The organism is Campylobacter concisus (genome assembly GCF_050447445.1).
Taxonomy (GTDB): Bacteria; Campylobacterota; Campylobacteria; order Campylobacterales; family Campylobacteraceae; genus Campylobacter_A; species Campylobacter_A concisus_BI.
Window position 1 is genome coordinate 159,613 of record NZ_JALMFW010000001.1, and the last position, 12,885, is coordinate 172,497.

Consider the following 12,885-nt stretch of genomic DNA (forward strand, 5'->3'; position numbering starts at 1 on the left):
ATATCTAATGTTTGCCTTGCTTTTTCTTATATGACTTAAAGTTTGTTTATTTGTAGAGGTTTTAAGGGGCAAGTTAGCCCCTTTAAAGTATCTTGTTAGAAGCGTCTTCCGATAGTAAATTCAAATGTATTTGTATCATCGCCCTCTTTAGGTTTAAGAGCTTTTGCAAAGATTAGTTGAAGTGGTCCAATAGGAGTTATCCACTCAATGCCAGTACCGACTGATGATCTTTTTATCTCATTTAGGCTATTTTCGCCGATCATACCGTAGTCATAAAATACAACACCACGCATTTTGACACGATCTATTATAGGGAAGCTTATTTCAGCTGAATTATTAAATGAAGTTTCGCCACCGTATTCGTAGTAGTCGCCATTATATTTTACCTTTGGAGATACGGTTCTGCTCTCGTAACCACGTAAGCTTCTTATGCCACCAAGGTAAAGTCTTTCGTTGATCGGAGTATAACCTCTTTCCCAAATTTTACCAAAGCTTGCTTTATATCTTAAGATAAGATCGTAGTCGATGTACTCTCTAAGACCTAGATAGTAGTTAAAATTTGTGCGATTTTTGATAAAGTCTATATCGCCACCAAGCCCAGCTATCTCAAATGATGTGCTAGCTATGATGCCACGTCTTGGTAAGTAATAATCATCAGTACTATTATATGTTAAAGCCGGAGTTATAGCGCTTTTTATAGCTTTACCTTCTCTATAAATTTCTTTTTTGGTTTTTGTGTTGATATCTCTTAGTTCATCATCTTTTAAAGTAATTTTGCTTTGCTCAATGTTGTAAGTAAGTGATGCGCTTAAATTTCTAGTTAGTTTTCTGCCTAGTGTTGTGCTAAAGCCATAGCTTCTCTCTTTGTATGTTCTCCAGTCATAGTCATTTGCATAAAGTGTTCCGCCAAGGCTATACTCTGAGTCGAAAATTCTCGGGTTTGTAAGACTTATCTGGCCTGAAAGCTCTCTGTCGCTCTTATCTACGCTTACTTGTCCTTGAAGACCAGAGCCAAAGATATTTGTGTCAGAAAGTGCCGCGTTTAGTAGTAGTCCGTCACTACTACCGTATCCGATACCACCGCTTATCGAGCCAGTTGAAGCCTCTTTTACTTTTACTTTTAGATCAACTGTATTTTTATCAACCGGATCTTCTTCTATCTCAACGTCATCAAAGTAGCTTGTTCTTTTTAGCGCATCTTTTGAGTCTTGAAGGTCGGTTCTACTATATAAATTTCCTTCAGTTAGATAAAGTTCACGTCTTACAACGCGGTCAACGGTCCTATCGTTTCCTGAAATTTGAACATTCCTTATATATACTTTCTCGCCAGGATCGACTTCATAATCAATATCGACAGTTTTATTTTCATCAAATTTATCAGTCTTTGGATAGACTTTTACAAACGCATAACCTTTGTCAGCAACCATATCATCGAGCTTTTTCATATCTTGGCGAAGTCTTGCTGAGTTCATCGTATCACCAGCCTCAAGCCTAAAGTCATCTATGATCTTTTTAGTGTCAAGCTCTAGCTCTTCAGGTGCTGTAATACTTATATTTGAAACCTTATAAGGCTCACCTTCATGAACATAATAAGTAAGATCAGCTGTGTAATTATCAAACGATGAATTTAAATAAGGTGACGAAATAGTCGCGTCTAAATAGCCTTTTTGGAAATATTTGTCTTGTATTCTTGCTGGATCATTTTCAAGCTCAAAAAGTTTAACTTTACCGTCATTTCTACCCCAAAGCCAGCCCATAAATTCTCTACTTTTATTTGCAACTACTGGCTCAATGTCGTCATAATCAAACTCTTTTGCGCCGACTAAATTTACATTTTTGATTATCATATTTTCGCCGCGGTTTATGTTGAGTGTTATAAAAAGTGAGCTGTCGTTATCTGCAACTGGTTGTTTTTCTACGTCTACAACGGTATCGAAATAGCCCTTTGACTCATAATACTGACGAATTCTCTCTTTAGTTTTTTCTATTGTAAGCTCATCATACATATTGCCTGGTTTGATGTTGATTAGCGACTCGATCGCAGTTTTGTCATTTGTTACAACACCTTTTAGATCGACTCTAGCAACACTTGGTTTCTCTTTTACAACCACCAAAAGATTGCCATTGCCTGTATCTTCTATGTAGATATCGTCGAAATAGTTTTGTTTGTATAAATTTGTGATCGCCTTATCGCTAAGCTTTGGAGTCAGATCCTGACCGACTTTTAAGCCCATTATTTGGCTTGCTACTTCAGGCGAAAGGTGAATTAGGCCTTTAAAATTTATTGACTGGATTGTTTGTGCGCTTAGGCCGCTAAAAGCTAATGCTAATAAAAATAATTTCTTTCTCATTAAATTTAACCTAGAGTTTTAGTATAAGTGCGTATAATATCATATTTTATTTTTAATAAATTTAAATTTTATAATTTTGAAGGTTTTTTATGAAAATAGGTATCATCGGACTTGGTCTTATGGGTGGCTCGCTTGGGCTAGCATTAAAAGATGAAAAATTAATTTCTTGTGTTAGCGGATACGACAAAGACGAAAATCATAGCAAAAAGGCCTTAGAACTTGGCTTGGTGCATGAAATTTTAAGCATAGATGAGATGAAAAAGAAGTGTGACATCATCTTTTTAGCTGTGCCAGTCGAAGCCATTGTGAGCATCGTGCAAAATTTAACCGACATTAGCGAAGATACAACTATCATCGACTTTGGCTCGACCAAACAAAAGATAATAGAAGCCGTGCCAGAAAAAATTCGTAAAAATTTCATCCCAGCTCACCCGATGGCAGGTACCGAGTATTCTGGTCCAGAGGCTGCTTTTAAATCACTTTACACAGGAGCAACTGTTATCGTTTGCGACTTTGCAGAAAGCGCAGAAAAACATGTAAAAAGAAGCGTTGAGCTATTTTCTTGCCTTGGTATGAAGATCATTTTTATGAGTGCGAAAGAGCATGATCATCATGTGGGTCTTATTTCGCATTTGCCTCATGCGATTGCATTTTCTCTAGCGAGTGGAATTTTAAAAGAAGAGGATAAAAGGCACATCGTAGCACTTGGTGGACCTACATTTAAGGGTATGATACGTGTCGCAAAGAGTTCGCCTTTTATGTGGAGCGATATCTTTAAGCAAAATAAAAATAATGTTGTTGAAGCTATAAATATGTTTGAAAAAGAGCTAAATTTGTGTAAAGATCTCATCAAAGATGAACGCTGGGACGAACTTTTTGCTTGGATGAGCGACGCTAGGGCTGTAAGAGAAATTTTGTAATTAACTAAAAATTTATTGATTTACGTGTAAAATTTTGCAAATTGAATTTAAGGTAAAAATATATGTATAGACGTGGAATTGGTGGTTTTGGTATTGTTGTGCTTTTGCTAATTTTAATTTTAGCCGGTGGTTTTGGCTATGCTTTGATGTCAAAAGATTTTGAGCGAAATGAGCCGATAATTGGTGTTGCTGATAAGGTTTATTGGAATCTTAGAACCCCAATGAATATCAAATTTAAAGATGATAGCGGTATAAAATTTGTACGAATTAGTATGAATGATGGGAAAAATGATCTAAATTTATTAAATCAAATCATACAAAAGCCAAGTACTGAGCTTGATGTAAATTTAACCTTTCCAAAGACTGGCTTTTTTGCTCAAAAAGATACCTATGAGATGAATATCGAAGCTGTAGATACTAGCAAATGGAGCTTTTTTACTGGCAATAAAGCTAGTAAAAAAGTCGAAGTAGTGCTTGATACTTCAAAGCCTGATCTTTACGTGCTTTCGCAGTCTTATTCTATCTCGAAAGGTGGTAGTGCGGTTGTTGTATTTAGAGCGACTGACAACCAACTAAAAGAGGTCTATGTCCAGACAAATTTTGGTAAAAAATTTAAGGCAGTGCCGTTTTATAAAGAGGGCTTTTATGCAGCACTTGTTGCTTGGCCAGTTCAGGTTGAAAATTTTAGTGCTGAGGTCATTGCAAGAGACTTTGCAGGCAACGAAAGCAAGTCACATATCAGATATTTTTACGAAAATGTAAAGTATAAAACTTCAACTATTGCATTAAATGATAGATTTTTAGATGGTAAGATAGTTGATTTAACGGATCAATATGCAAAAGATCCAAGTGCGCTTTCAAGGCTTGAGAAAATGAGATTTGTCAATGAAACGCTTAGAAATTCAAACGAAGAAAAAATAACAGCACTTACTACAAATCCTGGCGATGAGATGTTAACTGACTTTAGTGTGACACCATTTTATCCACTAAGAAATGGTAAAAAAGTGGCTGACTTCGCCGATCACCGATACTATACATATAATAACGAGCAAGTAAGCGAATCTTGGCATATGGGAATAGACTTTGCAAGTGTGGCAGCGGCTCCTATAATAGCTAGTAATGCTGGTCGTGTCGTACTTGCATCCGAAAATGGAATTTATGGATTAAATATTGTGATCGATCATGGATTTGGGCTTTATTCGCTTTATGGACACTGCTCAAGCACTAGAGTAAAAGAGGGCGATATGGTCGCTGCTGGCGATCAGATAGGTACTACTGGAACTAGTGGTCTTGCGCTTGGCGATCACCTTCACTTTGGAATTTTGGTCCAAGGCGAAGAGGTAAGACCTCAACAATGGATGGATAAAAAGTGGATAAAAGACAATATCACAAGTGTTTTAGATGCTGCAAAAGCAATGATAGACAAGAACTAAAAAATTTGCAAAATTGATTTTTTAGTGCTATCATAAGTGAATTAAAATATAAGGAAAATTCTTGAAACAAACTACTATCGCAAGACGCGTTGAGACCGTTGGTATAGGGCTTCATAAAGGTGAGCCGATAAGACTTATACTAGAACCTCTTGATGCAAATTCTGGTATTATTTTGCACCGCGAAGATCTTGGTATTAGTTTTAAAGCCGAACCTAAAAATGTGATAAATACGCAGATGGCAACCGTTGTTGGCAATGAAAAGGGCTTTATTAGTACGATTGAGCATCTAATGTCAGCCATAAATGGTTATGGCATTGATAATATTAGAATCTCTGTTGATGCAAATGAAATTCCAGTCATGGATGGCAGTGCGATAAGCTTTTGCATGCTACTTGATGAGGCTGGCATAAGATATCTTGATGCCGGTAAAAAAGTAATTCTTGTTAGACGTGAAGTTGAAGTCGTTGAGGGTTCTAAATTTGTACGAACTTCACCTTCAAGAAGTCCAAAATTTGACTATACAATAAAATTTGATCATCCAGTTATTGGTGAACAAAGATATGTTTTTGATTTTAGTAAAAGCTCTTTTATAAAAAATATAGCTCGTGCTAGGACTTTTGGCTTTTTGAAAGATTTACAACGTTTGCAGGCTCAAAATTTAGCCCTTGGTGCATCGCTTGATAATGTCGTGGCAATCGATGATACGCATATCCTAAATCCAGAAGGTTTGAGATTTGAAAATGAGTTTGTAAGGCATAAAATTTTAGATGCGATTGGTGATTTAAGCTTGCTTGGAGCACCTTTATTGGGTGATTATACAGCATTTGCTGGAAGCCACGATCTAAATCACAAATTAACTCTTGCTTTGATGGCTGATGAGAAAAACTACGAGATCGCAACTCTAAATGGTGAACTTCTAAAAGAGTATCAAAAGGTATTTGCATAGAAAATATTGAAATTTTAGTTGTCTCTTTATCTACTCCGCTTTTAGTTGGAGTATATAAAGACGGCGTAAAATTTGATGAAATTACGACTGATGAACATGTCAGTGAAGCTTTGATAAAAATCTTAGAAAATTTATCCTCTAAATTTAATATCACAAAAATTATCTATGCAAATACGCCAGGCAGTTTTATGGGGCTAAAGGTGGCCTATGTAATATTAAAAACATTTTCTTTGGCTAAAGGCTGCAAATTTTACGCCGTTAGTGGCTTTAGTTTAAATGGTCACCAAGCTATAAGAGCAAATAAAAATTTAAGTTTTGTTTTAAAAGATGGCAAAATTTTACTTGAAAAAGTGGAGCCAGTAGGATTTAGGTTGCCTTTAAATTTAGATGAATTAAAACTAAATTCAGATACACTTCCAGATTATATCATCCAAGCAGTTTAGGAGAAATTTTGAACATCTTAGTGCCTGCAACAAGTGCAAATTTGGGTCCTGGTTTTGATGCTTTGGGGCTTAGTTTGAAGCTTTTTAATAGTGTGAAAATCGAGCCAGCAAAATTTAGCTCAGTGTCGATAAACGGCGAAGGCAGTGGAAGTGTAAATTTAAAGAGAAACAATATATTCTTAAGTATTTTTAATGAAATTTTTTTTGAGCTAACTGGTAAAAATGAAAATTTTAGAGTCGTTTTTGAAAATAATATCCCATTTTCAAGGGGGCTTGGCAGTAGCTCTGCTGTTATCGTTGGGGCCATTGCTTCAGCGTACGAAATGGCTGGCTTTAAGGCAAGCAAAGAGACAGTTTTAAATAAAGCTATCATCTATGAAACCCATCCTGATAATATCTCGCCAGCAGTTCATGGTGGATTTATCAGCGCGATCGTAAAAAATGGTAATGTTTACGCAAATAAAATAAGTTTAAGCGATGAGATAAAAGCAGTAGTTGTCATCCCAAATAAACCGATGAGCACATCCTCGTCAAGACAAATTTTACCAAAGAACTATACGATGAAAGAATGCGTAAATAACTTATCTCATGCCGCTTTTTTAACGTCTTGTTTTTATGAAAAAAAGTATGATCTCTTAAAAATAGCAAGCAAAGATTTGATGCATGAAGAGCGTAGAATGCACGCTTTAGAAGAACTTTTTGAAGTTAGAAAAGTAGCTTATGAAAATGGTGCTTTAATGAGCACGCTTTCAGGCTCAGGTTCAAGCTTTTTAAATATCGCTTACAAAGATGATGCTAAAAATTTACGAGATATTTTAAAGAGTAAATTTAGTGATTTTAGGGTTGAGGTTTTTTCATTTGATAACGATGGATACGAAATTACGCAAAGCTAAAAACAAGTTTAAAAAGATATAATGAACAAAAATAATCCTGTAAGGACATGTGTCGCTTGTAAAATTAAAATTTCTCAGAGCTTGCTAAAAAGATACCGCTTGGTAGGTAAAAATTTAGAGCATGGCAAAGGAAATGGTCGTAGCTTTTATCTGTGCGACAAATGTATACAAAAAGATATAAAAATTTTAAAAAAAATAATTGATAAACAAACTAAAGGTGTTTTTATTTGTGATGCACCGAAGTTAAAGGAGATACTCTTAAATGAGCAATGTTAGGATTTCAGAGATCGCAAACGAGCTTGGCTATCCAAGTAAAGAGATAGTAGAAAAAGCTCAAGAGCTAGGATTAAAAGTCAAAACTCACTCAAATGCAGTTAGCCTTGAAGAGGCCGAAGCTATATATGAATATGTTCAAACTGGCGTGATACCAGATAAATTTAAAAAGAAAAAGAGTGAACCTAAACCAAAAAAAGAGCCTAAAAAAGAAGTAGAAAAAGAGCCAGTAAAAAAAGAAGAAAAACAAAAAAGTGAATCTAAAAAAGCTACTACTAAAACTGAGTCAAAGTCGGTAAAAACTGAGCCTAAGAAAGAGGCACAAATTTTGGAAGAAAAACAAAAAATTGAGCCTAAAAAAGAAGAAATCAAAGTAGAGCAAAAACAAGTCGAAGCTCCAAGACCAAAAGAGAGCTTGGCTGATGTGACTCAAAAAAGACGTGGCCTTGTGATAGTAAAAAAGAAAAAAGACTATGAAGCGCCGATTGCTACAAAAGAAGAGAAAAAGCCTGAACCAAGCATAGCTAATATAAGCGATTTTAAAAGTATGTTTTCAGCAAATGATGAAAATTTAGCTAAGAAAAAGAAAAAAGATAAAAAAGTAGTTGTTGCAAGTAAAAAGGACAACACCCAGAAGATGGATCTGCTTGGCGGAAGTGACTTTGGTGACATAGTGCTAGAAGATGAAGATGTAGTTGTTCTTCCTGATTTTAGTTTTAAAACCCCAGCACCAGCACCAGCTCAAAAGACAAAACAGCCAAATGTTATGAGAACTACGGTCAATAATACGATAAATTCTTTTGGTGAGGGCGGCATTCAAAGAAGAGCTAGAAAAAAACACAAAAAGCCTGAAAATAAACAAAACAATGAAGCTGTGACATCTATAAGTATTCCAAAAGAAATTCGTGTTTATGAATTTGCTGAAAAGCTAAACAAACAGCCAAGTGAGATCATTGGTAAACTTTTTATGCTAGGTATGATGACAACAAAGAATGACTTTTTGGATGAAGATGCGATAGAAATTTTGGCTGATGAGTTTAATGTAGAGGTTAATATCATCGACGATCAAAAAGAATTTGACTACGTAGCAGCCTATGAAGAAGAGATAAAAGACGATGAAAATCTCCAGCCAAGAGCACCAGTTATAACCATCATGGGTCACGTTGATCATGGTAAAACTTCATTGCTTGATTACATAAGAAAATCACGTGTAGCAGCAGGAGAGGCTGGTGGTATCACTCAGCATGTTGGTGCTTATATGGTAAATAAAAACGGCAAAAACATCACATTTATTGACACCCCAGGTCACGAAGCATTTACTGCTATGCGCGCAAGAGGTGCTGGTGTAACTGATATAGTTATTATAGTTGTTGCAGCAGATGACGGCGTAAAACCACAAACAAAAGAGGCGGTCAGCCACGCAAAAGCTGCTGGTGTACCAATAATCATTGCGATAAACAAAATGGATAAAGAGTCAGCAAATCCCGACCTAGTAAAGACTGGTCTTGCCGAGCTTGATATCATGCCAACAGAGTGGGGCGGAAAGTATGAATTTGTGCCAATCTCTGCAAAAACAGGTATGGGTATAGATGATCTTTTAGAGATCGTGCTTTTACAAGCTGATCTTTTAGAGCTAAAAGCAAATCCAAAGGCAAACGCAAAAGCAACTGTTATCGAGAGCTCACTTCAAAAAGGTCGTGGTCCAGTCGCTACTATTATCGTTGAAAATGGCACGCTTCATGTTGGAGATACTGTCGTAGCTGGTGTCGCATATGGAAAGATAAGAAGCTTGCTTGATGACCAAGGTAAGCCTTTGCAAGATATAAAACCAGGCGAATGTGGTGTTATAGTAGGTCTTAGCGAAATAGCAGAGGCTGGCGAGACGCTAATAGGTGTAAAAACAGATAAAGAGGCTCGTGAATACGCGCAGAAAAAGGCTGAATATATCCGCCAAAAAGAGCTTAGTAAGAGTACGAAAGTTAGTATTGACGAGCTTAGTGCTAAGATCGCTGAGGGTGAGTTAAAGACGCTTCCAGTCATTATCAAGGCTGACGTTGGTGGCTCACTTGAGGCACTAAAAGCAAGCCTAGAAAAACTAGCAAATGATGAGATCAGGGTAAATGTCATCCACTCAGGTGTTGGCGGCATCACGCAAAGCGATGTAGCACTTGCTAGTGCGAGCGAAGACTGTATAATCCTTGGTTTTAACATAAGACCAACTGGCGAGATAAAAGAAAAGGCAAAAGAGAGCGGCGTTGAGATTAAAACTTACAACGTTATTTATAATCTAATCGACGACGTGAAAGCGATTTTAGGTGGATTAATGTCACCGATTATCAGAGAAGAGCAGCTTGGCCAAGCTCAGGTTCGCCAAGTGATCCATGTGCCAAAAGTTGGTGCTATTGCTGGATGTATCGTCACTGAGGGCACTATAAATAGAGGCGCAAAAATTCGCCTTATTAGAGAAGGTGTGGTTGTTTATGAGGGCTCGGTAAGTTCGCTCAAACGCTTCAAGGATGACGTCAAAGAGGTTGCTAAAGGTTATGAATGTGGCGTTGGTATCGAAAATTTCAACGACATCAGAGAAAACGACTATATCGAAAGCTTCAAAGAAGTCAAGGAGAAAGCTACTCTATGAACGCTAACGAAATAAAGCGTATGAGAACAGAGAGTGTGCTAAAAGAGCTCATCCCAGAGGCTCTAGCTACTCTTGAAGATAGCATTTTAAAGGGGCTTTGTGTCACTGATGTCGAATGTAAAAAGGGCAGATACGATGCCTTTGTTTATCTTGACAAAATGGCATTTGATGAGCGTGAACAAGAGTATATTTTGGGGCATTTAAAGCGAGTTTGCAGGCACTTGCAAAACCACTGCATGGCTGCTGAGGGCTGGTATAGATGTCCAAATTTTCACTTTAAATTTGACGATAGATTAGAGTATCAAAACCATATGGATAAGTTGTTTGATAAAATTTCAAAGGATTTAAACAAAAATGGATAATTTAGACAAACTAGTACGCGAGTGCGGCGTAGAGCTTTATGACAGTGAGATCACAAATGAAAATGGTAGGGCTATTTTTAGAGTTTACATCACAAAAAATGGCGGAGTGAGCCTTGATGATTGCGAAAAAGTGAGCCGTCTGCTCTCGCCTATCTTTGACGTGACACCGCCAGTTAGTGGAGACTACAACCTCGAGGTTAGCTCGCCTGGCCTTGAGAGAAAGCTTAGTAAGTCTTCGCATTTTAAAGCGAGCGTTGGTGAGCTAGTTAAAGTTCAAACCGAGAGTGAGAAATTTGCAGGAAGGCTTGTAAAAGCTGACGAAGAGAGCATCGCAGTAGAAAACGAAGAGGGAATTTTTGAGATCAACATTAGTGAGATAAAAAAAGCAAAAACATATTTGGAGTGGTAAAATGCTAAGCGACATCGAGATAACTCACCAAACGAAGTTAGAACACATCAGTAAAGTTGCCGCAAAACTAGGCTTAAACGAAGACGAACTTGAGCTTTACGGCAAATTTAAGGCTAAAATTTCCCCTAGGCTTGAGCCATCAAACTCAAAACTCATCTTAGTCACCGCGACTAATCCAACCCCATACGGTGAGGGCAAAACGACTATGTCAATAGGTCTAGCTGACGCACTAAATTTGCTTAATAAAAAGGTCTGCCTAGCACTTCGCGAGCCATCTCTTGGGCCAGTTTTTGGCATAAAGGGCGGAGCAGCAGGTGGCGGCTACTCGCAGCTAGCGCCGATGGAGGATCTAAATTTACACTTTACTGGCGATTTTCACGCGATAACATCGGCAAATAACCTCATTTCAGCGATGATAGATAATAGCCTCTATCAAGAAAACCCACTAAAAATAGAGAAAATTTTATGGAAGCGCTGTATGGATATGAACGACCGCGCGCTAAGATTTGTCACTGTGGGGCAGGGCGGCAGGACTGATGGCGTGCCAAGAGAAGATGGCTTTAACATCACCGCCGCAAGCGAGATCATGGCTGTGCTTTGTCTAGCCACAAGCCTTTCTGATCTAAAAGAGCGCGTGGCAAACATAATGGTCGCATATGATAGCGATAAAAAGCCTATCTATGTGCGTGATCTAGGCTGTGAGGACGCTGTTTGCATACTCTTAAAAGATGCGATCAAACCAAATTTATTTCAAACACTTGAACACACACCTACGCTCGTGCATGGCGGCCCATTTGCAAACATCGCACACGGCTGCAACTCCGTCATCGCAACAAAAACAGCTCTAAATTTAGCTGACTACGTCATCACTGAAGCTGGTTTTGGCTCGGAGCTTGGCGCGGAGAAATTTTTAGATATAAAGTGCAGGGTTGCTGACATCAAACCAAGTGCTGTGGTGCTTGTAAGCACGATCAGATCGCTAAAATATAACGGCGAAGCAAATAAAGACGAGATCACAAAACCAGACATGAATGCCCTTAAAAAAGGTATCGAAAACCTTGGCGGACACATCGAAAATTTAAAAGTCAAATTTGGTCAAAACGTAGTTGTGGCGCTTAATAAATTTGGCTTTGACACTGATGAAGAGATAAATTTCGTAAAAGAATACTGCCGTGAGCTTGGCGTAGAAGTGGCTGTTTGTGAGAATTTTGTAAAAGGTGGCAAAGGTGCGCTTGAGCTTGCCGAGCTAGTTTTAAAAGCATGCGATAATCCAAGTAAGATAAATTTCACATACGAGATGAGCGACAATACGAGAACTAAAATAGAAAAGGTCGCTAAGGAAATTTATGGAGCAGGTGAGGTTGTTTTTGAGGAAGCTGCACTTAAAAAGATCGAGATGATAAAAGAGCTAAATTTGAGCCACTTGCCAGTTTGTATCGCAAAAACACAGTACTCATTTAGCGACGATGCGAAGCTTTTGGGCAGAGCAAAGGGCTTTACATTTAGCGTAAAAGACCTTGACATTAGAACGGGAGCCGGCTTCATCGTCGCGGTTTGTGGTAAGATCATGCTGATGCCAGGACTTCCAAAAGTACCAGCCGCTGTCAATATGAAGATAGACGTAGATGGCAAGATCGACGGTTTGTCGTAAATTTGGAGAAATATGAAATTTGTAAAAATACTCTTTTTAATAGTTTTAGGTATTTTCTTTGTTGGATGTGGGGGAAGATATAAATATAATGTTGAGCCAACGCCGATACAAAAAGGCGTGGCTAAATACATTGTTAGTGATTTTAACCTAACATTGACAAATCAACCAACTAGATACGAGCACAACACTAACTATAAAAATGAAAGCGAACTTCGTGATGAGTTTGTGGAATTTATAAACAAACATCTAAAAGAGCAGGGCATTTTAGGGGATGAAAATAGCTTCAAGATAAAAATACAAATGGACTATGAAAGATGGTTTAACTGGGGTGGCAAGGCGTTAAACAAGCCACACTTTCGCTATAGCGTGAAAATTTATGATAACACTGATAGGCTTTTGGTTTCTTACGCTATACCACTCTCTACAACGAAATATAGCTATTTTAAAGATATCGCCGTTTCGGCAGAGATTGCTGCTTTTAGGTGGGACGCGGAGGATGAGCCGACCGATATCGACTTGATCTCAAAAACTCTTGTTGATGAGATAAAAGATATAGGAAAATAAAT

At 37.7% G+C, this 12,885-nt stretch carries 12 protein-coding genes; 11 read left to right on the top strand and 1 reads right to left on the bottom strand.

The features are described 5' to 3' along the window. Positions 1 to 95: 95 nt before the first annotated feature. Positions 96 to 2,351, bottom strand: coding sequence for an outer membrane protein assembly factor BamA (gene bamA, locus MTT30_RS00800; protein WP_429800657.1), 2,256 nt, complete (start codon positions 2,349 to 2,351; stop codon positions 96 to 98). 89 nt (positions 2,352 to 2,440) lie between these two features. Here bamA and MTT30_RS00805 point away from each other — a divergent pair, with 89 nt between their 5' ends. The 11 genes from MTT30_RS00805 (at position 2,441) to MTT30_RS00855 (ending at position 12,883) form a co-directional block, all read left to right on the top strand. Beyond that, positions 2,441 to 3,271, top strand: coding sequence for a prephenate dehydrogenase (locus tag MTT30_RS00805; RefSeq protein ID WP_084108777.1), 831 nt, complete (start codon positions 2,441 to 2,443; stop codon positions 3,269 to 3,271). 62 nt (positions 3,272 to 3,333) lie between these two features. Then, on the top strand, positions 3,334 to 4,704 hold the full coding sequence (locus MTT30_RS00810; protein ID WP_429800658.1) for a M23 family metallopeptidase: 1,371 nt from the start codon (positions 3,334 to 3,336) through the stop codon (positions 4,702 to 4,704). A gap of 61 nt (positions 4,705 to 4,765) precedes the next feature. Next, positions 4,766 to 5,650 carry a UDP-3-O-acyl-N-acetylglucosamine deacetylase gene (gene lpxC, locus MTT30_RS00815; RefSeq protein WP_429800659.1) on the top strand — a complete coding sequence of 295 codons (885 nt, stop codon included), beginning with the start codon at positions 4,766 to 4,768 and terminating at the stop codon, positions 5,648 to 5,650. 80 nt (positions 5,651 to 5,730) lie between these two features. Continuing rightward, on the top strand, positions 5,731 to 6,093 hold the full coding sequence (locus tag MTT30_RS00820) for a glycoprotease (RefSeq protein ID WP_429801794.1): 363 nt from the start codon (positions 5,731 to 5,733) through the stop codon (positions 6,091 to 6,093). 8 nt (positions 6,094 to 6,101) lie between these two features. Next, a complete protein-coding gene (gene thrB, locus MTT30_RS00825) occupies positions 6,102 to 6,986 on the top strand; it encodes a homoserine kinase (protein ID WP_429800660.1) in 885 nt (294 codons plus the stop codon). Positions 6,987 to 7,007: 21 nt separating this feature from the next. Continuing rightward, on the top strand, positions 7,008 to 7,262 hold the full coding sequence (locus MTT30_RS00830; RefSeq protein ID WP_429800661.1) for a hypothetical protein: 255 nt from the start codon (positions 7,008 to 7,010) through the stop codon (positions 7,260 to 7,262). After that, positions 7,249 to 9,897 (top strand): translation initiation factor IF-2, encoded by a 2,649-nt coding sequence (gene infB, locus MTT30_RS00835; RefSeq protein ID WP_429800662.1) that lies wholly within the window; start codon positions 7,249 to 7,251, stop codon positions 9,895 to 9,897. Before MTT30_RS00830 ends, infB begins: the two co-directional genes overlap by 14 nt. Then, on the top strand, positions 9,894 to 10,259 hold the full coding sequence (rbfA, locus tag MTT30_RS00840) for a 30S ribosome-binding factor RbfA (RefSeq protein WP_021090755.1): 366 nt from the start codon (positions 9,894 to 9,896) through the stop codon (positions 10,257 to 10,259). Before infB ends, rbfA begins: the two co-directional genes overlap by 4 nt. Then, positions 10,252 to 10,668, top strand: coding sequence for a ribosome maturation factor RimP (gene rimP, locus MTT30_RS00845; RefSeq protein WP_429800663.1), 417 nt, complete (start codon positions 10,252 to 10,254; stop codon positions 10,666 to 10,668). Before rbfA ends, rimP begins: the two co-directional genes overlap by 8 nt. Position 10,669: 1 nt before the next feature. Then, on the top strand, positions 10,670 to 12,319 hold the full coding sequence (locus MTT30_RS00850) for a formate--tetrahydrofolate ligase (protein WP_429800664.1): 1,650 nt from the start codon (positions 10,670 to 10,672) through the stop codon (positions 12,317 to 12,319). 12 nt (positions 12,320 to 12,331) lie between these two features. Continuing rightward, positions 12,332 to 12,883 carry a hypothetical protein gene (locus MTT30_RS00855; RefSeq protein ID WP_054196241.1) on the top strand — a complete coding sequence of 184 codons (552 nt, stop codon included), beginning with the start codon at positions 12,332 to 12,334 and terminating at the stop codon, positions 12,881 to 12,883. Positions 12,884 to 12,885: the final 2 nt, after the last annotated feature.